The organism is Kribbella sp. NPDC000426 (assembly GCF_040300265.1).
Taxonomy (GTDB): Bacteria; Actinomycetota; Actinomycetes; order Propionibacteriales; family Kribbellaceae; genus Kribbella.
On record NZ_JBEPDK010000005.1, the window covers coordinates 382,114 to 400,519 of the forward strand.

Below are 18,406 nucleotides of genomic sequence, written 5' to 3' on the forward strand. Positions count from 1 at the left end.
ATGACTGTCTATGCTGTAAACAGATAGGATCAAGAGCCAGAAGAAGCCTCGCTCCGCTCGGCGGTGGGACGGGGAGAAGAAGCCTCGCTCCGCTCGGCGGGAGGGGCGGGAGAGGTCGTGAGCATGGACGAGATCGAACTGCCGAGGGTGCTTCAGCAGCTCTGGGGGATGGAGGTCCGGAGCAGGCCGGGCCCGAAGCCGGCGTTCCAGGTCGGTGACATCGGCCGGGCGGCGATCAAGCTCGCGGATGCGGGCGGGCTGGGCGCGGTCTCGATGAGCAAGGTGGCCGCCGAGCTCGGCGTGACCACGATGGCGCTCTACCGCTACGTCGAGGCGAAGGACGACCTGTACGTCGTCATGCTCGACGAGGCGTTCGGCCTACCGCCGGACGTCAGCGAGACCGAGGAATGGCAGGACCGGATCACGACCTGGGCCGAGGCGTTCCGGTCCGCGCTGCAGGCGCATCCGTGGATCCTGCAGGTCCCGGTGTTCGAGCCCCCGCTGTCGCCGAACCAGCTGGTCTGGATGGAGGAGGGCCTGCGCGCGTTCGAGGACACGCCACTCACCCCGAGCGATCGGCTGTCCGCGATGCTCCTGGTCAACATCTACGTCCGCGGTACGACGGGCCTGAGTGTGAACATGCTCAGCCTGCCGCCCCAGGAAGCCGCAGCCGCCGGCCAACGTTACGCCAACCGCCTGCGCGCGCTCGCCACACCGGAGCGTTTCCCCGCGATCAAGGCGACTCTCGACCAGCCGCAGGACTTCATCGACAACGACCCGACCGAGTTCTATTTCGGGCTGACCACGGTCCTCGACGGCATCCAGACGCTGATCAGCCGACGCACCTAGAAGTCGAGCTTGTCGGCAACTCCGCGGAGCACGGTGGCGACCTGCTTCGCGGACTTGTTGTCGGGCTGGCGGCCGCGGCGGTAGTTCTCGCCGATCCGGTCGAGGAGTTTGATCAGGTCCTCGATGACGACCTGCATCTCCTCCGGCTTCGGGCGCATCGCCTTCGCGACCGACGGCGGCGGGTCGATCAGCCGGACCTGCAGGGCCTGCTCGCCCTTGCGTCCCTCGACGACACCGAACTCGACCTTCTGCCCGGGCTTCAGGTTGGTGACACCGGCCGGCAGGGCCTCGGCGCGGACGTAGACGTCCCCGCCCTCCTCCTTGCTGAGGAAACCGAACCCCTTGTCGGAGTCGTACCACTTCACCTTGCCAACGGGCACGGGAACCTCTTCATCAGTATCGTCGGAAGCGACCGAGCCGTGAGACCCGATCAGGAAACCCAGCGTACGTGACGCGGCGCAACAGCGCCTCCGGGAAACTACCTGATCCGGCAGTCTTCCCGCACCTCACAAACTCCGATACTTTTCGGGATCTGCGAGCCGCTCGTTCATCGACCCGGACCGGAACCCGCGCGGGTCCACCTGCGCCGCCGTGAACCCTTCGGCCATGACCGCATCGACCAGCTCCTGGTGGTCGACCCGGTCGAGCAGCTCGGCGTCGATCTCGATCGACGCGCTCTCGCCGAGATCGCGTACCCGCACGTTCTGCACGTCGTACGACGCGAGCCGCTCGCGGACCGCCTGCTCGGCGCGGTCGACCCGGACGAGCAGGTTCGGCGTGATGCGGATGCCGTACGCGATCCGGCTCGACAGGCAGGCCGCGGCCGGCTTGTCCGAGGTCTCGAGCCCCCAGCTGCGCGACGCCGTCCGGATCTGGGCCTTGGTCAGCCGGGCGTCCCGCAACGGCGTCAGCGCGCCGCGCTCGAACGCGGCCCGGATCCCCGGCCGGAAGCCGGCGATCGCGTCGTCGGCGTTGGTCCCGGTGGCGATCGCGGTGATGCCGAACTCGTCCGCGATCGGCTGCAGCGTCTCGATCAGCTCGGCCTTGCAGAAGTAGCACCGGGCACCCGAGTTGGCCTGGTACCCCTCGCGCTCCATCTCGTGCGTGTGCGGGCTGACATGCCGTACGCCGAGGTGGTCGGCGAACCGCGCCGCCGGCTCCAGCTCCGCCGCCGGCAGCGACGGCGACACCGCGGTGGCCGCAACGACGTTGGCGGGCCCGATCGCACGGGCGGCGGCCGCGAGCAGGAACGCCGAGTCGGCGCCACCGCTGAACGCGACCACCATCTTGTCGTACGACGAGAGCCGCTTCATCAACGCTTCCAGCCGCTGCTCGAGCACGTACTCCTCGAGCCACGCCGGGAACTCGGTCAGCGAGTTCAGTACGACGTCGGCGCCGTACGCCCGCAGCTCGTCCGCGGTGAACGGACCGGTCGCGACCGACACCGCGAGGGCGCCCGCCGCGTGCGCTCCGTCGATGTCGGCGGTGTGGTCGCCGACGTAGATCGTGGCCTCGTGCTCGCGCAGCGCCGTACCCTTCTCGGCACCGTGAAGGTCTCCGACCGGCTCGTCGATATCGAACCCGAGGTGCTCCAGGTGCAGCCGGACCGACGGGGTGTACTTCGCGGAGACGACCATCGTCCGCCCGCGCAGCGCCCGGATCGCGGCCAGCGACTCGGCCACGCCCGGCAGCGGCAGGCTGCCCGTGATCGCGTGCGACGGGTAGTGCTCGCGGTACCGCGCGACCATCGCGTCGACCTGCTCCGGCGGGAACCAGTTCGCCATCTCCCAGGTCAGCGGCGGCCCGAGCCGGCTCACCACCAGGTCGGTGTCGATAGGCACCCCGGTCTCGGCGGCCAGCAGGTCCCAGACGGCCTGGATCCCCGGCCGGGAGTCGATCAGCGTCATGTCCAGGTCGAATCCGACCACGAGCTCCGGCACATCGGCGGCGGTCGGGGCGGGCTGGATCTCGGCGGTTGACACGTCCCCAACCCTACGTGCTCCGGCCGACCGAGGGGTCTCGCATCCCGAAACGGCCGATAAGTCTATTAATTGAATCGGATTACATATATTTACCGACAGTGAGGGAGCACCCATGACCACGCAACTACAGGCACCGGAGATCACCGTCACCAAGGCCGGCGGAGCGCTCGGCGCCGTGATCGGCAACGTCGAGCTCGGCGGCGGCCTGGCGCCGGAGACGGTGGCCGCGATCCGGCAGGCGCTGCTCGACCACAAGGTGATCTTCTTCCGCGAGCAGCATCACCTCGACGATGCCGGCCAGCTCGCGTTCGCCGAGCTGCTCGGTACGCCGACGCTCGCGCACCCGACCTCGAAGAGCCTCGACGGCGCGGCGAACGTGCTGCCGATCGACTCCGACTACAGCAAGGCGAACAGCTGGCACACCGATGTCACGTTCGTCGACCGGATCCCCGCGATCAGCCTGCTCCGTGCCGTCACGCTGCCGGCGTACGGCGGCGCGACCACCTGGGCGAACACCGTGGCGGCGTACGCCGGGCTGCCGGTCCCGCTCAAGGGCTCGTTGATCGGCTCTGGGCCGTGCACAGCAACGTGTACGACTATGCCGGTCACGCGGACGAGGGCCGGATCGGCGGGGTCGACGTGAAGTTCGAGGAGCACCACAGGCAGTTCGAGTCCAAGCGCTTCGAGACCGAGCATCCGGTGGTTCGCGTCCATCCGGAGACCGGCGAGCCGTCGCTCGTGCTCGGCCACTTCGTCCGGCGCTTCGTCGGCCTGACCAGCGCGGAGACCACCGCACTGTTCCAGCTCCTGCAGAACCGGGTGACCAACCTCGACAACACCGTCCGCTGGCAGTGGCAGCCGGGTGACCTGGCGATCTGGGACAACCGCGCGACGCAGCATTTCGGGGTCGCCGACTACGACGACCAGCCACGCCGGCTGCACCGGATCACGCTGGCAGGCGACGTCCCGGTCAGCGTCGACGGCGTCCGCAGTACGCCGCGAACAGGCGACGCGTCGCACTACTCATCACTTGACAGTTGAGGACACCCTGTCCGTGCACTTGACATCTGAGGACGTTTTGTAAACCATCGATGTCATGACCTCGTTTGCCGATCGGACCAAACGCCGGCTGCGTGACGAGCTGCTCGACGCGGCCCAGGAGGCGGTCGTCGCCGGTGGGTACGACGGGCTCCGGATGGCCGAGGTGGCTCGCCGGACCGGGGTCTCGCGGCAGACCGTCTACAACGAGTTCGGCGACAAGTGGGGTCTACTGGAAGCGGTCGCGGCCCGTGAGACCGAGCGCTTTCTGCTGGATGTGAACACGGCGATCGCCGAGCAGTCCGACCCGATCGACGGCCTGCGGGCCGCGGTCGACCGGGCGCTCACCCTGGCCGGGGAGAACCCGCTGATCAAGGCGGCGCTCAGCCAGCCCGGATCCGACCAGGCCAGTCAGCTGCTGACCACACGGGGGCAGCAGGTTCTCGAACTGGCCCACCTCCGGCTGGGTGCCCACGTCAGGGAGCACTGGCCGGAGGTTCCCGCAGAGGACGCGACCAGCTGCGTGGACGTCGCCTTGCGCGTCGTCATCAGCCACATCGTCACGCCGGGCCCTCCCCCGGCGGCGGTGGCCGATCAGCTGGCTCGCGTCCTCTCACCCTTCTTGTCCGAGTCTCGGAGGCTGCACGTATGAACGACCTGCACAGGCAAGGCTTCACCACGCTGAAAGCCGGCGGCCTGAACTGGGACGCCCTGCCGTTGCGCCTGTTCGACAAGGGCAACCGCAAGTTCTGGAACCCCCGTGACATCGACTTCAGCCAGGACGCGAAGGACTGGCAGGAGCTGAGCACGGACGACAAGGACAACGCGTTGATGCTCTGCTCGCAGTTCATCGCGGGCGAGGAGGCGGTGACCGAGGACCTGCAGCCGTTCCTGCAGGCGATGGCTGCCGAGGGCCGGTTCGGCGACGAGATGTACCTGACCCAGTTCTGTTTCGAGGAGGCCAAGCACACCGCGGTCTTCCGGCTCTGGCTGGACGCGGTCGGCGTCACCGATGACCTGCACCACTACGTCGAGAACAACCCCGGGTACCGCGCGATCTTCTACGAGGCCCTGCCGGTCGCGCTGAAGTCGCTGGCCGACGACCCGTCACCGGCCAACCAGGTCCGCGCCTCCGTCACCTACAACCACGTGGTGGAAGGGACGCTGGCCCTCACCGGCTACCACGCATGGAACCTGCTCTGCACGGCACGCGGCGTACTGCCCGGCATGCAGGAGCTGATCCGCCGGATCGGCGACGACGAGCGCCGGCACATGGCGTGGGGCACGTTCACCTGCCGCCGGCACGTCGCCGCGGACGAGGGGAACTGGAAGGTCGTCACCGACACGATGGAGGAGCTCCTCCCCCACGCGCTGACGCAGATCCAGTGGGCGATGGACAACACCGCCGCACTCCCGCCGGAGATCAACCCGACCGCGCTGATGACGTATGCCGGCGACCGCGCGACGCGTCGACTCGGCGCGATCGAGTCGGCCGTCGGCGCGGACGTGGCCGGGATCGACCTCGACTACTCCCCTGAGAAGCTCGAGGACGACTTCGGCGACGAGGACTCAGCCGCGCTGGCGGCGGTTCGCTAGCAGGACGATCAAGGCTGCGGTCGCGAGTACTGCGGGGAGCCAGGTGACCGTCGTCGTACCGAGGTGGTCGACGACCTGGCCGCCGGTGACGGCGCCCAGTGCGATCGATCCGTTGTAGACGGCAACCAATACGGCGGACGCGGATTCGGGGGCATGGGGCGCCGCGGCGTGCCCCCAGGCTTGCGTGCTGACGCTCGTTCCGCCGTACGCGAGGCCCCAGATCATCAATAGAACAAGGGATCCGGCGACGGTGGTGCCGAGGACGGGCATCGCGAGGGTCGCGAGCGCGATGCCCGAGGTGATGACCGCGAGGGCGCGGGCCGGGCGGAGGGCGCCGGTGAGGAAGTTGCCGACGACACCGGCAACGCCGTACGCGAGCAGCAAGGTACCGATCAGCGCCGGACCGGTGTGCGGCTCGAGGAGCGGACGGACATAGGTGTACGCCGCGAAGTGGCCGGTCACGATCAACGCGACGAGGACCAGACCGACGCGAATGTCCCTGATCTGCAGGACTTCTCGCACGTCGGCCCATCGCACAGCCGTCTCGGGTGCGAGGGACGGGAGCTGGGTGGTCAGGGCGACAGCCAGCACCAGGGACAGCAGTCCGACACCGGCGAACGCCCAGCGCCAGCCGACCAGCTGACCGACGTACGCACCGGCCGGAATCCCAAGCACAGAGGCGATTCCGATGCCACTGAAGATCAGGCTCGTTGCGGGTCCGGCCGCATGTTCGGGTACGACGCGACGCGCGAGGCCGATCGTCAGCAGCCAGACGCCGCCGATCGAGATGCCCATCAAGACGCGCGCTGCGATGAATACCCAATAGACCGGTGCGATGGCGGCGACGAAGGCTGCGAATGCGAGCAGCACCATCAGTCCGCCGAGAACTGCCCGGCGGTCCAGCTTGCCCAGGACCAGCGGCAGGACGGGCGCGGCCAACGCGGAGACCACGCCGGTCGTGGTGAGCGCCAGACCTGCGGTGCCTTCCGACACGTGAAGTGATCCGCCGATCGGAGTGAGCAGGCCCACGGGAAGCATCTCGGCCGTCACCACGGTGAACACCGTCGCCGACATGACCACGGGCGCAGTCCAGCCCCGGGTGTCCACTTCGTCCACGCAGATCGTCGTCATACCTCCAGTGAGCGGCCTGCAACGGGGGTGGAACAACGGCGATCTGGTGATGCTTGTATTAGCTGAGCTAATCGATGAAGGTGGAACCATGGCCGTCGAGATCCGTGAACTGGAGTGCTTCCTGGTGCTCGCGGACGAGCTCCACTTCGGCCGTACGGCGGAACGCCTCTACCTGTCGCAGAGTCGCGTCAGCCAGCTGCTCCAGTCGCTGGAGCGCCGGATCGGCGGCCCACTGTTCGAGCGCACGAGCCGCCGGGTCGCGCTGACGCCGCTCGGCAAGGAGTTCCTGACCTCGCTGCGCCCGGCGTACGCCGCCCTGGAGCGGGTCGTCGACGGGGCCCGCGAGTACGCCGCCGCCACCAAGGGCAAGCTGCGGATCGGCTTCCAGGGCACGGCGAACGACGAGATCCTGAGCGCGGTCGGGGCCTTCCAGTCGCGCAACCCGAACTGCTTGATCGACGTCTGCGAGATCCCGCTGAACGATCCGTTCAGCGCGCTCCGCCGCGGTGCGCTCGACGCCGCCGTCGTCCTGCTGCCGGTCGCGGAGGACGACCTCGTGGTCGGCCCGATCTTCTCCCGCCAGCCGCAGACCCTCGCGGTGTGCACGCAGCACCGGCTCGCCGGCCGCGCCTCGATCGACGCCGAGGACCTTGCCGGCGAGACCCTGATCGCGTTCGCCGGACCGGCACCCGGCTACTGGCGCCAGGCCCAGGCGCCGACGCAGACACCCGGCGGAGCGCTGATCCACCGCGGGCCGGACGTCAAGACCCTTCAGGAGGGCCTGTCGCTGATCGCCGCCAACCGTGGCGGCATGATCATCTGCCGGCCCACCGCCGCCCTCAACGACCGCGCCGGCATCGCCACGGTCCCGCTCACCGGCATCCCGGACTCCGCCCTCGCCCTCATCTGGCGCCGCGGCGAAGACACCTCATCGGTCAAGGCCTTCGCCGAACACCTCAAGGGTTAAATCTTGTGGACCTCGGTGTCGGCCGGGGCGAGGAGGCGGCCGTCGGCGGCGTGGACCTCGAGCGGTTTCAGCGGCTTGTGGTTGCGGCGGTCGAGAAGTTCGGAGTGGGGCTCGCTGGGGGCGAAGGCGAAGGCCTCGCCCCACTGGCGCAGGGCAACGATCACCGGGAACAGCGCCTCGCCCTTGGCAGTCAGCGCATAGCCGGCCGGAACCTGTTCGAGGATCCCGTTCTCGACCAGCGCGCGCAGGCGGGCGCTGAGGATGTTCTTGGCCACACCGAGACTGCGCTGGAACTCGCCGAACCGCCGGCTGCCGTCGAACGCGTCCCGCACGATCAGCAGCGACCACCAGTCGCCGACCGCGTCCACCGAGCGCGCGACCGGGCAGCTCTCCTCGTCGAACCGGGTCCGTTTGACCACCGTCCACCTCCTGGTTGCAACATGCTACCAACTTCTCCTACGGTAGCAACATGCAACCAAGCAGGCTGTTCCTTGCCGCCGCGGCCGGCGTGGCGGTCGCGACCGTGTACTTCGCCCAGCCGCTGCTCGTGACGATGGGCACCGATCTCGGGATCGCTCCGGGAACGGTCGGAGTGTTCGTCACCGTCACCCAACTCGGGTACGCCGCCGGCCTGTTCTTCCTTGTCCCGTTGGGCGATCTGCTCGACCGTCGCCGGCTGATCCGCCTGCAGTTCATGCTGCTGGCAACCGCTCTGTTGCTGACCGGTCTCGCCCGGAACGCCGCGATGCTGCTGGTCGGCCTCGCCGCGGTCGGCGCACTCGCCGTCGTCACCCAGTCCCTGGTCGCGTACGGCGCTTCACTCAGCGCACCGGCCGAACGCGGCCGCACGGTCGGCGCGATCACCAGCGGGATCGTGCTGGGCATCCTGCTCGCCCGCACGGTCTCCGGCATCGTCACCGACCTCGTGGGTTGGCGAGCCGTCTATTTGATGGCGTGTGTCGCGTGCCTGGTGATCACAGTCTGTCTGAACGGCACTTACCAGCGCCCCTCGTCGCGTCTGACGTACGGCGCATTACTCCGCTCAACGGTCAATTTGTGGAGCGAGCGGTCGTTCCGAGAGAGCGCGATCCGCGCCTTCTTCATCTTCGGCTCGTTCAGCACGCTGTGGAGCTCGATCGCGCTGCCGCTGACATCGCGATCGTTGTCGCACACGGAGATCGGCGCGTTCGGTCTGATCGGCGCGGCCGGTGCGCTCGCCGCCGGTCCGGCCGGTCGGCTGGCCGATCGGGGCCGTGGGCAACTGGTTCTCCTGGTCGCCTCGGTGCTGCTGGCAACGAGCTGGCTGGCGACGGCACACCTACTGGTGGGGTTGGCGATCGGCGCGGTGCTGCTCGACCTCGCCGTACAGGCCATTCACGTGACGAACCAGAGCATGATCTATCGGCCGGAGCTCGGGAGCCGGCTGATCGGCGGGTACATGGTGTTCTACTCGCTGGGCAGCGGGGTGGGCGCGATCGCGTCGACCGCGCTCTACGAACGGGGCGGCTGGAGCGCCGTCTGTCTGCTCGGCGCGGCCTTCGGAGCCGGCAGCCTGATCACGTCAGTCCGAGGATCTCGACGGAGCGCTCGCGCATCTCGACCTTGCGAATCTTGCCGGTGACGGTCATCGGGAAGTCGTCGACGAGCAGGACATACTTCGGGATCTTGAAATGCGCGAGCTTGCCGGTGGCAAAGGTCTTCACCGCGTCGGCGTCGAGGGGGTCGGCGCCGGGCTTGAGTTTGATCCAGGCGCAGAGTTCCTCGCCGTACCGTTCGTCGGGGACGCCAATGATCTGGACGTCGGCGATCGACGGGTGGGTGTACAGGAACTCCTCGATCTCGCGCGGGTAGACGTTCTCGCCGCCGCGGATGACCATGTCCTTGATCCGGCCGACGATGTTCACGTAGCCGTCCTCGCGCATCGTCGCGAGATCGCCGGTGTGCATCCAACGGGCCTGGTCGATCGCCTCCGCGGTCTTCTCCGGCTCGTCCCAGTAGCCGAGCATCACGGAGTACCCGCGGGTGCACAGCTCCCCCGGCTCGTTCCGCGGTACGACGAGACCGGTGGCCGGGTCGACGAGCTTGACCTCGACATGGGGCATGACGCGGCCGACCGTCGACGTACGGCGGTCGAGGTCGTCGTCGCGCCGGGTCTGCGTGGACACCGGCGACGTCTCGGTCATGCCGTAGCAGATCGCGACCTCGGCCATATGCATGTCCGCGACACAGCGCTTCATCACCTCGACCGGACACGGCGATCCGGCCATCACGCCCGTACGCAGGCTGGTCAGGTCGTATTCCGCGAAGTCCGGCAGCCCGAGCTCCGCGATGAACATCGTCGGTACGCCGTACAGCCCCGTGCAGCGCTCGTCCTGCACGGCCTTCAAGGTCGCGGCCGGATCGAACGCCGGGCCGGGGATCACCATGCAGGCGCCGTGAGTGGTGCAGCCCAGATTGCCCATCACCATGCCGAAGCAGTGGTAGAAGGGCACCGGGATGCAGAGCCGGTCGTCGGCGGTGAACGCGATCGTCTCGGTGACGAAGAAGCCGTTGTTGAGGATGTTGTGGTGGCTGAGGGTCGCGCCCTTCGGGAATCCCGTCGTACCGCTGGTGTACTGGATGTTGATCGGATCGTCGAACGACAGCTCGGCCTCGCGAGCGTGGAGCGCGTCGAGGGTGATCCGGCTCGCGTCGTCGCGGAGCGCGTCCCAGTCGCCGGTGCCGAGGTAGATCGTCTCCTCGAGCGCCGGGCACTTCGGCCGGACCTCCTCGACCATCTCGCGGTAGTTGCTGGTCTTGAACTCGGTCGCCGAGACGAGCAGCCGGACGCCGGACTGGTTCAAGGCATAGGCCAGCTCGTGGGTCCGGTACGCCGGGTTGATGTTCACCAGGATCGCGCCCATCAACGCGGTCGCGTACTGCGTGATCGTCCACTCCGCCTGGTTCGGCGCCCAGATACCGACCCGGTCGCCCTTCGCGATCCCCCGCGCCAGCAGGCCGCGTGCGACCAGTTCGACCTCCGCGCCGAACTCGTCGTACGTCCAGCGTCTACCGGTCTGGACCTCCACCAGGGCCTCGCGATCGCCGTACTCACTGATCGTTCGCCGCAGATTGGCGCCGATCGTTTCACCCAGCAACGGAACCTCAGACACCCCGGACGCGTACGACGAAAGGCTCATCCTTTTATCGTCACCTCGCCCAGAACCCCCTGCAAGTGCACATGCCACGGAAACAGGGGCCTCCCCTTCCCCTCCTCTTTCCTTCCCTCAACGTGACACACGGGAACGTGCACGTGCGGCAGGAAACAGGGGGTGGACGGCAAGCAATGTCCTTACCAACTCTCCGTCATTTTGGTCGCGGAGCGTGGTTGGACCGTTACATTGGTGCTGAGAGGTGTGAGGCGATGGACCGATCGATGGAAGGTCACGCCCGCAGCGACCGTCCGCCCGGGCGAACCGCCGAGGCGGCCCAACGTACCGCTGCGGTACAGGAACGCGTCCAGCTCCTGGAAACCATCCTGGCCGACGCGCTCGCGGTCGATGTCAACGGCACCGATCTGCAAACTCTCAAACGCGCTCCCCGCCGAGCCCCGCCGACCGTCTCGCCGGCCGATCTCGCAGCGCATCCCGGACCGGTCTGGGATGCGTTCGTGCCCCACCCGCCGTTCCGCTGGTGGGGCGCCCAGCGCCGGTACGCGCGCCGCCTCGCCGACGCGGAGGACCGGTTCGCGGAGGCGATCGAACGGCACCGGGCGTCGGAGGAGACCCGTCGCGAGCGGGTCGCCAAGGCCCTGCGGGAGCAGGTCGAGCACCAGCGCCGGCTCGACGAGACGACCGCGGAACAGCATGCGCGGATCGACGCGTACCAGCGCGCGGTCGAGAACCGCGGGCGAGCAGCCGTCACCCGCTACTTCACCAAGGCGCTGGACCGGTTCCCGGAGCCGCTGGACTTCCCACGCCGGCGCAAGGTCAGGTACGTGCCCGAGTCGACCCTGCTCGCGGTCGAGTGGGACCTCCCCGACGTCAGCGTGGTGCCGGCCGAGGCGTCGTACCGCTATGACCGTGCTCTCGACACGGTGCTCGCCGTACCGCGCGATCCTCTCGAGCTGCGGCGGCTCTACCAGCAGCTGGTGGCGCAGCTGGCCCTGCGAGCGTTGCACTTGGTCTTCGGCAGTGACAGGTACGGCGTGGTCGACACGGTCGTGTTCAACGGGATGGTCGAGTCGGTGGACCTCACGACCGGGCAGACCGTGCGGCCATGCCTCATCACCTTGCGGGCAACGCGGGAGCAGTTCGAGGCACTGGTGCTCGACCAGCTCGATCCTGTCGCCTGCGTCCGGCACTACTTCGCCGCGGAGGTCTCACGGCACCCGGAGGAGCTGCAGCCGGTGGAGCCGGTGCTCGAGTTCGACCTGGCCGATCCACGCACCATCGAGGCGGTCGACGTGATCAGCGAGATCGACGTCCGCCCGAACCTGCTGGACCTCAGCCCCGAGTCCTTCGAGCACCTGGTCCACAACCTGCTCACCCGCATGGGCCTGGAGACCCGCCTGTTCCGCCGCGGCACCGACGGCGGCATCGACTGCGTCGCCTACGACCCCAGGCCGATCACCGGCGGCAAGTTCGTCGTACAGGCCAAGCTCTGGACCCGCACCGTCCCTCCGTCCGCCGTCCGCGACCTGTTCGGCACCGTAGTAGACGCCGGCGCCACCAAAGGCATCCTCATCACCACCTCCGGCTTCGGCCCCACCAGCTACCAGTTCGCCAACGGCAAACCCCTCCAACTAATAGACGGCACCGCCCTCCTCTCCCTCTGCCACCTCCACAACATCCCCGCCCGAATAATCCCCAGAGCCAGCTGACGCGTCACTTGAGTGGGGTTTCGTAGATCTGGAGTTCGGTGCCGGTAGGCGGGTTGCCGTCGTCGGGGGCGGTGTGGAGGCGGAGGGTGGTGGGGGTTAGTTCTAGGGCTACCGGGTTGCGGGTGGCGTTGTGGTTGGTGGTTGGGGAGAAGTAGGGGAACGGGATCTCGTGGAGGATGTGGTTCGTGTGGAGGTCCCGGAGGGCCAGGCCGCCTAGGTCGTACGACGTGTTGTTCGGGCCGGGCAGCGTGGTCACGCCACCGCACAGCTGCTTGCCGTGGGCGACGTAGCTGCAGTCCTGGTAGTCGAGGAAGTGTGACTCGTTGGGGACCTTGCTGAGCTGCTCACCGGTCGGAGTCCAGCTGTACAGCGTGCGTGAGCCCCAGCTGATCCCGTGCACGTGACCTGTCGTCCGGTCGCGCACCACTCCGCCTACGTGGTCGGCCACCCGGAAACGCTCGGTCACGTCGTACGACGTCGGGTCGACCGTGTAGACGATCGCCCGCGAGTCCGGCCGGTACTCCGCGACCGGCACCCACAGGTCCTTCCCGTCGAAGTCCAAGCCGCCAGGGTGGTACGCCGTACCCTCGCCGAGCCGGATGTCCTCTTTCAGGTTCCCCTGCCGATCCATGGCGAACAGGTGCCCGATCCCCGTGTCCTCCAGCACTTCCACGCTGGACATGAAGATCAGCTCCCCCACCAGCGCGAACCCCTGCGGGTGGTACGTCGGGAAATTCAACGGCACCCGCTCCACCAGCGTCCACGCAGTACTGCGGTCGACGGCGAGGAATGCACGCACCAGGTCAGAGTCCATGGTGAAGTGTGCGACGCCCAGATGACATCCAGGTAATGCAGACTGGCAGTTATGGATACAGGGGTGACTGTCGTCGGGTCCGGGCGGGTCAGCGGTGCGCCGGATGTCTTGCGGGCCACGTTCGGGGTTGAGCATTTCGGGCCGGATGTCGCGGCGGCGGTCGCCCGCGTCGGTGAGCGGACGGACCTGGTGATCGCGGCTCTGCGTGCACACGGGGTCGAGGAGTCGCGGCTGGGCACGAGTACGGTGAACGTGTTCCAGCACTACCGGGAGCCTGGCGCCGATGTCGGGTACCAGGCGTCGCACACGATCCAGGTCGAGTCGAAGGACCTGGGCGGGTTCGGCGCGCTGCTGAACGCGGCAGTGGATGCTGCAGGCAACAACCTGACCCTGAACGGAATTCAGTTCGACATCGAGGACAAGTCCGAGCTCCTGACGCAGGCCAGGGAACTCGCTTTCCAGCAGGCGCGCGCGAAGGCCGAGCACCTGGCCGGACTAGCCGGCTTCTCACTCGGTTCGGTCTCCGCGATCGCGGAGAACCAGGGCCACTTCCCGATCCACCGGGCCTACAACGCCAGCAAGGCGGCCCTCGACTCCGCGATCAACGTCGTACCGGGCGACAGCAGCGTCGAGGTCACGCTGGAAGTTCACTTCGCCTGGGCGTAATGCGCGTCTCAAAAGCAGAACAAGGGTTGCGTTGTCGGTGCCTTCGTAGAGACTTCTCTCATGTACGCACCGGCACCGCTGCGGCGGCAACTGAGTCGGTCCGGGCTGTTACTGCTCGGACCGGCCTTCGTTGCGGCAGTTGCGTACGTCGACCCGGGCAACTTCGCCACCAACATCGCGGCCGGCGCTACGTACGGTTACCTGCTGTGCTGGGTGGTCGTCGGCGCCAACCTGATGGCCGTCCTGGTGCAGTATCTCGCCGCCAAGGCGAGCATCGCGACCGGGCGGACCCTGCCGCAGCTGTGCCGTGACCACTTCCGCCGGTCGACGTCGACCGGGCTGTGGGCGCAGGCCGAGGTGGTCGCGATCGCGACCGACCTGGCCGAGGTCGTCGGCGGTGCGATCGCGCTGAACCTGCTGTTCGGGATCCCACTGCTGCTCGGCGGAGCGATCACCGGCGGCGTCTCGTTCGCCTTGCTGATCTACCAGTCGAAGCGCGGTCAACGCCCGTTCGAGGCAGCGATCATCGGCCTGCTCGCCGTCGTACTGATCGGCTTCGTAGTGTCGACGGCGAAGTCGGACCCGTCCGCGTCCGGCGTGGTCGGCGGCCTCGTGCCCCGCCTCGACGGGACGCAGTCGCTCGTGCTCGCGGCCGGCATGCTCGGCGCGACCGTGATGCCGCATGCGATCTGGCTGCACGGCGCGCTCGTCACCGACCGCCACTGGAAGAGCATCCGCTCCCAGGAAGGCAAATCCCGCGTCCTGCGTGCCACCCGCCTCGACGTCGCGATCGCGATGGCGCTGGCCGGCGCGGTGAACCTGGCGATGGTCGTCCTGGCCGCGGCCGCCTTGAAGGGCACCGGCGCCGACTCGCTCGACGCGGCCCACATCGCGATCGGCGACCGCCTCGGCCAGCTCCCTGCCCTGCTGTTCGCGCTCGCCCTGCTGGCCAGCGGTTTCGCCTCCTCCTCGGTCGGGACGTACGCCGGCTCCGTGATCCTGGACGGTTTCTGGCGGCGGCACGTCCCGCTGGCGGCCCGTCGCCTGATCACGCTGATCCCGGCCCTGCTGGTCCTCGCGATCGGCATCGACCCGAGCCGGGCGCTCGTGGTTTCACAGGTGGTGCTGAGCTTCGGCATCCCGTGTGCGCTGTGGCCGTTGGTGAGATTGACCGCATCCCGGCGCGTCATGGGCGACCTTGTCAACCGCTGGGCGACTACTCTCGCGGCATGCCTGGTAGCGACCGCCGTCACGGCCCTCAACGTCGTCCTGATCGTGCTGACCATTCGGGGATGACGTGACCCGGGTGTTCGCCGTGAGCGACATCCACGGCCACCTGGAGAAACTGACCGCCGCCCTGCAGGACGCCGGCCTCACCGATGCCGACGGCAACTGGGCCGGCGTGGACGCCCGGTTGTGGTTCCTGGGCGACTTCTTCGACCGCGGCCCGGACGGCATCGGCGTACTGCGCTATGTCCGCAAACTGATCGATCAGGCGCCCGACGGCGCGATCGAGATGCTGCTCGGCAACCACGAGATCCTCGCGCTCGGGATGCGGAAGTTCGGCGACACGTTCGTACCGCACGACGGCCTCACCCTGCGCAGCTTCGAGCGTTCCTGGGCGTTGAACGGCGGGCAGGACCGCGACCAGGAGCTGCTCACCGACGACGAGACGGCCTGGTTGCTCGACCGGCCGATGCTCGCCGTCGACGCCGGTCACCTGCTGATGCACTCCGACACGTCGGAGTACGTCGAGTGGGGCGACTCCATCGACGCGATCAACGCCGCGGCCGGCCGCGAGCTGCACTCCGACGACATCGAGGTGTGGTGGGAGATCTGGCGCCGGATGACGTCCCGGTACGCGTTCCGCGGTGACGGCGGTCCGGAGATCGCCCGGATCATGCTGCAGCACCTGGGCGGTCACCGGATCGTTCACGGCCACAGCATCGTGGCCGACCAGCTCGGCATCGACCCGCAGTACCTGACCGAGCCGCTGCTGTACGCCGACGGGCTGGCGCTCGGCATCGACGGCGGCGCGTTCGACGGCGGGCCGTGCCTGGTCGTCGAGCTGGAAGAGCTCACCGCGGAGTGAGCTGACCACAGAGCCGACGGGGGCGGCTATTTGTCGGCGGTGAGTGTGCCGCCGACGGCCCAGCTGTCCGGCGGCGTCTCCTGGATCCAGACCTGGACGCTCTCGGCCGGGACGCCGAGGCTGTCGACGAAGGCGTCGGTGACCTTCTGGACGAGTTCGCGCTTGAGCTCCGGGGTCCGCGGGCCTTGCAGAACGGTGACGATGGGCATCGGATTGCCTCTCTCTGGTGGGTTGTGAGCCCATTCCAGTCGTCATTGCCGCCGGGAACGAGACGCACATCCGATGTGCAGTTATCACTCGAACTGATCGGACGCCTTGCGACAGGCCTCCAGCAGTACGGCGAGGTCGCCGTTGACCGTCGTACCGGCCGGGACCGCGAGGCTCGTGGTGAGGGCGAGTCGCGGGCGTGGCCGCCGGAACACCACTCGGCCTTCGCGGAGCAGGCGGGCGTGGGACTCGTAGATCACCGTCCAGCTCGGGGCACCGGCGCCGATCGCGGCGTGGGTGTCCTGGAGGCTGCTGGAGCGAGGGCCGAGCACGGGCTCGAACCCGGCAGCAGCGCAGGCCGACATGACGAGGTCGACCAGCGGCGGATTGGTCCGGCGCTGGGTGATGCGGAGTGGGAGGTTGCGCAGGTCGGTCAGGTCGACCTCACTCGGCGGTGCGGTCGCGGCAGGCAGCGCGATCAGCAGAGCGTCTTCCCAGACCGGTACGAACTCCAGACCGGCTGCTTCGTCGAGACCGCGGACGAAGGCGGCGGCCAGCTGGCCACTGCGGACCCGGTCGAGCCTGGCGCGGGTCGAGGTGCTGACCAGGTCTACGTGCAGGCCTTGGGCCGAGAGCTCCGCCACCACGGTCTCCAGCCGCTCTCCTAGTCCTGTGCTGGTGCCGAGCCGGAGAGTCCGGCCCGGGGCCCCGGTTGCTGCGGCGCGGGCGGTCTCCACAGCGGCCAGGACCGCGCGTGCGGCCGGGAGGAAGCGCTGGCCGGCTTCGGTGAGGCGGATGGCGCGGGCAGAGCGGTCGAACAGGAGTACGTCGAGCTCCCGTTCGAGGCGGGCGATCTGCTGGCTCACGCCGGGTTGGCCGATCCCGAGTTGTTCGGCGGCGCGGCCGAAGTTCAGCACCTCGGCCACGGTCACGAAGTACTGGATCTGCCGGAGCTCCACGCTGAACATGATCTACCCGGGAATGACCCCGCGGCGACCGGGGTTGTCAGCAGGTATGGCGGACAAGACTGTGAAGATTCCTGGCCCGGACCACCCGATCACCGTCGGGAAGAACCCGGACCGTGTGGTCGTGAAGGTTGGCGACCTGGTGATCGCGGACACCCGCGACGCGCTGTCGCTGCAGGAGGCCAGCTATCCCGCGGTGCAGTACATCCCACGCAAGGACGTGGACCTCACCCAGCTCGAGCGGACCGACCACGCGTCGTACTGCCCGTACAAGGGTGCCGCGGCCTACTACAGCGTCGTCCCCGCCGGCGCCGACGGGGTGAACGCGGTCTGGACGTACGAGCAGCCGTACGACGCGGTCGCGGACATCCGCGAGCACGTCGCCTTCTACCCCGACAAGGTGTCGATCGAGATCATCGCCGACTGACGAAGCCGGCAAGCACCGGGGCGAGCTGCTCCGGCGGTACGACGTGGTGGTGGCCCGCGAGTTCGACGAGTTCGGCCGCGGGCAGGATCGTCATGATCCGGTGCGCGGCGTCGACCATGAACGGCGCTGACGCGGTCCCGGCGAGGACCAGCGTCTCCGGCTTGATCGAGCGCAGCAGCTCGACCGGAGTACCGGTGCCGGCGAGGCCGTGTTCCATCACCGCGAAGTCGTAGGCGAGCGTGGGCGCGCGGTCCGCGACGCCCGGTGCGTACTCGAGAGCCTCGGGCTTGGGCATGCCCGCCATCATCAGGAACAGCTCGACCGCCTCCCGGTTCTGCCCGTCGCGGATCAGCTCGAGCACCTGCTCGCCGTCGTCGGACGGATCGACGTCGTCCGGCCCGTACGGCGGCTCGTGCAGCATCACGTGCGTGAACGGCAGCCCGGTACTCGCCGCGATCGCCGTGAGCCCTGCACCGGACGAGTGGCCGTAGATGGCCGCCGTACCGCCGAGGGCTGTCACCAGCGCGGCGATGTCGTCCACCTCGCGCTGCACGGCGTACGGCGTACCGTTCCCGGAGTCACCGCGACCGCGGCGGTCGTAGGTGACCACGTCGAAGTCGCTAGCCAGTACGTCGGCCAGCGGCCGGAACGAGTGCCGGTCGCACAGCGCTCCCCCGACCAGGACCAGCGGGTGCCCACTGCCCAGCCGGTCATAGGCGATCGTCGTACCGTCCGCAGACGTCACTGTCTCCATGCTTGTCCTCCCAGGTGGTGTCGACGCAGCGACGTCGGAGCAGGTGCGCAGCTTTCG

The 18,406-nt window shown here is 68.3% G+C and carries 21 protein-coding genes; 12 read left to right on the forward strand and 9 right to left on the reverse strand.

Translation table 11 applies throughout. From position 1 onward, the window contains the following. Positions 1 to 123 precede the first annotated feature (123 nt). The gene (locus tag ABT313_RS25925; protein WP_350858948.1) at positions 124 to 849 is read left to right on the forward strand and encodes a TetR/AcrR family transcriptional regulator; all 726 of its coding nucleotides are present in this window, start codon (positions 124 to 126) and stop codon (positions 847 to 849) included. Here ABT313_RS25925 and ABT313_RS25930 read toward each other — a convergent pair. Together ABT313_RS25930 and larE are read right to left on the reverse strand one after the other, a co-directional pair. Next, complete coding sequence (locus ABT313_RS25930) at positions 846 to 1,229, reverse strand: cold-shock protein (protein WP_130441062.1); 384 nt, start codon at positions 1,227 to 1,229, stop codon at positions 846 to 848. The genes ABT313_RS25925 and ABT313_RS25930 overlap by 4 nt on opposite strands. Before the next feature lie 126 nt (positions 1,230 to 1,355). Beyond that, positions 1,356 to 2,831, reverse strand: coding sequence for an ATP-dependent sacrificial sulfur transferase LarE (gene larE / locus ABT313_RS25935; protein ID WP_350858952.1), 1,476 nt, complete (start codon positions 2,829 to 2,831; stop codon positions 1,356 to 1,358). 112 nt (positions 2,832 to 2,943) lie between these two features. Between larE and ABT313_RS25940 the strand changes: the two genes are divergently transcribed. The 4 genes from ABT313_RS25940 to ABT313_RS25955 are packed head-to-tail and all read left to right on the forward strand — an operon-like array spanning position 2,944 to position 5,465. Next, positions 2,944 to 3,474, forward strand: coding sequence for a TauD/TfdA dioxygenase family protein (locus tag ABT313_RS25940; RefSeq protein ID WP_350858955.1), 531 nt, complete (start codon positions 2,944 to 2,946; stop codon positions 3,472 to 3,474). Continuing rightward, a complete protein-coding gene (locus tag ABT313_RS25945; protein WP_350858958.1) occupies positions 3,408 to 3,872 on the forward strand; it encodes a TauD/TfdA dioxygenase family protein in 465 nt (154 codons plus the stop codon). Before ABT313_RS25940 ends, ABT313_RS25945 begins: the two co-directional genes overlap by 67 nt. Positions 3,873 to 3,927: 55 nt before the next feature. Next, positions 3,928 to 4,521: a TetR/AcrR family transcriptional regulator gene (locus ABT313_RS25950; protein WP_350858960.1), complete on the forward strand. Its 594-nt coding sequence runs from the start codon at positions 3,928 to 3,930 to the stop codon at positions 4,519 to 4,521. Next, positions 4,518 to 5,465 carry a R2-like ligand-binding oxidase gene (locus ABT313_RS25955; RefSeq protein ID WP_350858963.1) on the forward strand — a complete coding sequence of 316 codons (948 nt, stop codon included), beginning with the start codon at positions 4,518 to 4,520 and terminating at the stop codon, positions 5,463 to 5,465. The genes ABT313_RS25950 and ABT313_RS25955 overlap by 4 nt, the downstream gene beginning before the upstream one ends. Here the strand turns inward: ABT313_RS25955 and ABT313_RS25960 are convergent. After that, positions 5,439 to 6,596 (reverse strand): MFS transporter, encoded by a 1,158-nt coding sequence (locus tag ABT313_RS25960; RefSeq protein ID WP_350858966.1) that lies wholly within the window; start codon positions 6,594 to 6,596, stop codon positions 5,439 to 5,441. The two genes, ABT313_RS25955 and ABT313_RS25960, sit on opposite strands and share 27 nt — an antisense overlap. A gap of 88 nt (positions 6,597 to 6,684) precedes the next feature. Here ABT313_RS25960 and ABT313_RS25965 point away from each other — a divergent pair, with 88 nt between their 5' ends. Then, positions 6,685 to 7,563 (forward strand): LysR family transcriptional regulator, encoded by an 879-nt coding sequence (locus ABT313_RS25965; protein ID WP_350858970.1) that lies wholly within the window; start codon positions 6,685 to 6,687, stop codon positions 7,561 to 7,563. On the opposite strand, the gene ABT313_RS25970 is transcribed toward ABT313_RS25965, so the two are convergent. Then, positions 7,560 to 7,982, reverse strand: a complete 423-nt coding sequence (locus ABT313_RS25970; RefSeq protein ID WP_350858972.1) for a winged helix-turn-helix transcriptional regulator — start codon at positions 7,980 to 7,982, stop codon at positions 7,560 to 7,562. The two genes, ABT313_RS25965 and ABT313_RS25970, sit on opposite strands and share 4 nt — an antisense overlap. A gap of 50 nt (positions 7,983 to 8,032) precedes the next feature. Between ABT313_RS25970 and ABT313_RS25975 the strand changes: the two genes are divergently transcribed. Then, positions 8,033 to 9,184 carry an MFS transporter gene (locus tag ABT313_RS25975; protein ID WP_350858973.1) on the forward strand — a complete coding sequence of 384 codons (1,152 nt, stop codon included), beginning with the start codon at positions 8,033 to 8,035 and terminating at the stop codon, positions 9,182 to 9,184. Here ABT313_RS25975 and ABT313_RS25980 read toward each other — a convergent pair. Beyond that, entirely contained in the window at positions 9,120 to 10,742 is a 1,623-nt protein-coding gene (locus ABT313_RS25980) for an AMP-binding protein (protein ID WP_350858974.1), read from the reverse strand. The genes ABT313_RS25975 and ABT313_RS25980 overlap by 65 nt on opposite strands. A 224-nt stretch (positions 10,743 to 10,966) precedes the next feature. Here ABT313_RS25980 and ABT313_RS25985 point away from each other — a divergent pair, with 224 nt between their 5' ends. Next, positions 10,967 to 12,424, forward strand: a complete 1,458-nt coding sequence (locus ABT313_RS25985) for a restriction endonuclease (RefSeq protein ID WP_350858977.1) — start codon at positions 10,967 to 10,969, stop codon at positions 12,422 to 12,424. 4 nt (positions 12,425 to 12,428) lie between these two features. Here ABT313_RS25985 and ABT313_RS25990 read toward each other — a convergent pair whose 3' ends face one another. Then, positions 12,429 to 13,238 carry a DUF6454 family protein gene (locus ABT313_RS25990; RefSeq protein ID WP_350858980.1) on the reverse strand — a complete coding sequence of 270 codons (810 nt, stop codon included), beginning with the start codon at positions 13,236 to 13,238 and terminating at the stop codon, positions 12,429 to 12,431. Between the two features lie 63 nt (positions 13,239 to 13,301). Here ABT313_RS25990 and ABT313_RS25995 point away from each other — a divergent pair, with 63 nt between their 5' ends. Genes ABT313_RS25995 through ABT313_RS26005 form a run of 3 tightly spaced genes read left to right on the forward strand, consistent with a single transcriptional unit; the run spans position 13,302 to position 15,996 of the window. Continuing rightward, complete coding sequence (locus ABT313_RS25995; RefSeq protein ID WP_350858982.1) at positions 13,302 to 13,904, forward strand: SIMPL domain-containing protein; 603 nt, start codon at positions 13,302 to 13,304, stop codon at positions 13,902 to 13,904. Positions 13,905 to 13,964: 60 nt separating this feature from the next. Continuing rightward, positions 13,965 to 15,200 (forward strand): Nramp family divalent metal transporter, encoded by a 1,236-nt coding sequence (locus ABT313_RS26000; protein ID WP_350858984.1) that lies wholly within the window; start codon positions 13,965 to 13,967, stop codon positions 15,198 to 15,200. A gap of 19 nt (positions 15,201 to 15,219) precedes the next feature. Next, positions 15,220 to 15,996: a metallophosphoesterase gene (locus ABT313_RS26005; RefSeq protein WP_350858987.1), complete on the forward strand. Its 777-nt coding sequence runs from the start codon at positions 15,220 to 15,222 to the stop codon at positions 15,994 to 15,996. 26 nt (positions 15,997 to 16,022) lie between these two features. On the opposite strand, the gene dmpI is transcribed toward ABT313_RS26005, so the two are convergent. Together dmpI and ABT313_RS26015 are read right to left on the reverse strand one after the other, a co-directional pair. After that, a complete protein-coding gene (gene dmpI, locus ABT313_RS26010; RefSeq protein WP_350860205.1) occupies positions 16,023 to 16,244 on the reverse strand; it encodes a 4-oxalocrotonate tautomerase DmpI in 222 nt (73 codons plus the stop codon). Positions 16,245 to 16,289: 45 nt separating this feature from the next. Next, positions 16,290 to 17,162 carry a LysR family transcriptional regulator gene (locus ABT313_RS26015; RefSeq protein WP_350858990.1) on the reverse strand — a complete coding sequence of 291 codons (873 nt, stop codon included), beginning with the start codon at positions 17,160 to 17,162 and terminating at the stop codon, positions 16,290 to 16,292. A gap of 55 nt (positions 17,163 to 17,217) precedes the next feature. Here ABT313_RS26015 and ABT313_RS26020 point away from each other — a divergent pair, with 55 nt between their 5' ends. Further along, the gene (locus ABT313_RS26020; RefSeq protein ID WP_350858993.1) at positions 17,218 to 17,595 is read left to right on the forward strand and encodes a DUF427 domain-containing protein; all 378 of its coding nucleotides are present in this window, start codon (positions 17,218 to 17,220) and stop codon (positions 17,593 to 17,595) included. On the opposite strand, the gene ABT313_RS26025 is transcribed toward ABT313_RS26020, so the two are convergent. Further along, positions 17,582 to 18,349, reverse strand: coding sequence for an alpha/beta fold hydrolase (locus ABT313_RS26025; RefSeq protein WP_350858996.1), 768 nt, complete (start codon positions 18,347 to 18,349; stop codon positions 17,582 to 17,584). The genes ABT313_RS26020 and ABT313_RS26025 overlap by 14 nt on opposite strands. Between the last annotated feature and the right edge of the window lie 57 nt (positions 18,350 to 18,406).

Excerpts from the sequence above, each read along its gene's own strand:
- ABT313_RS25925 (WP_350858948.1), top strand. The coding sequence starts at position 124 with ATGGACGAGATCGAACTGCCGAGGGTGCTTCAGCAGCTCTGGGGGATG.
- ABT313_RS25940 (WP_350858955.1), top strand. The coding sequence starts at position 2,944 with ATGACCACGCAACTACAGGCACCGGAGATCACCGTCACCAAGGCCGGC.
- ABT313_RS25950 (WP_350858960.1), top strand. The coding sequence starts at position 3,928 with ATGACCTCGTTTGCCGATCGGACCAAACGCCGGCTGCGTGACGAGCTG.
- ABT313_RS25955 (WP_350858963.1), top strand. The coding sequence starts at position 4,518 with ATGAACGACCTGCACAGGCAAGGCTTCACCACGCTGAAAGCCGGCGGC.
- ABT313_RS25960 (WP_350858966.1), bottom strand. The coding sequence starts at position 6,596 with ATGACGACGATCTGCGTGGACGAAGTGGACACCCGGGGCTGGACTGCG.
- ABT313_RS25965 (WP_350858970.1), top strand. The coding sequence starts at position 6,685 with ATGGCCGTCGAGATCCGTGAACTGGAGTGCTTCCTGGTGCTCGCGGAC.
- ABT313_RS25975 (WP_350858973.1), top strand. The coding sequence starts at position 8,033 with ATGCAACCAAGCAGGCTGTTCCTTGCCGCCGCGGCCGGCGTGGCGGTC.
- ABT313_RS25980 (WP_350858974.1), bottom strand. The coding sequence starts at position 10,742 with ATGAGCCTTTCGTCGTACGCGTCCGGGGTGTCTGAGGTTCCGTTGCTG.
- ABT313_RS25985 (WP_350858977.1), top strand. The coding sequence starts at position 10,967 with ATGGACCGATCGATGGAAGGTCACGCCCGCAGCGACCGTCCGCCCGGG.
- ABT313_RS25990 (WP_350858980.1), bottom strand. The coding sequence starts at position 13,238 with ATGGACTCTGACCTGGTGCGTGCATTCCTCGCCGTCGACCGCAGTACT.
- ABT313_RS26000 (WP_350858984.1), top strand. The coding sequence starts at position 13,965 with ATGTACGCACCGGCACCGCTGCGGCGGCAACTGAGTCGGTCCGGGCTG.
- ABT313_RS26020 (WP_350858993.1), top strand. The coding sequence starts at position 17,218 with ATGGCGGACAAGACTGTGAAGATTCCTGGCCCGGACCACCCGATCACC.
- ABT313_RS26025 (WP_350858996.1), bottom strand. The coding sequence starts at position 18,349 with ATGGAGACAGTGACGTCTGCGGACGGTACGACGATCGCCTATGACCGG.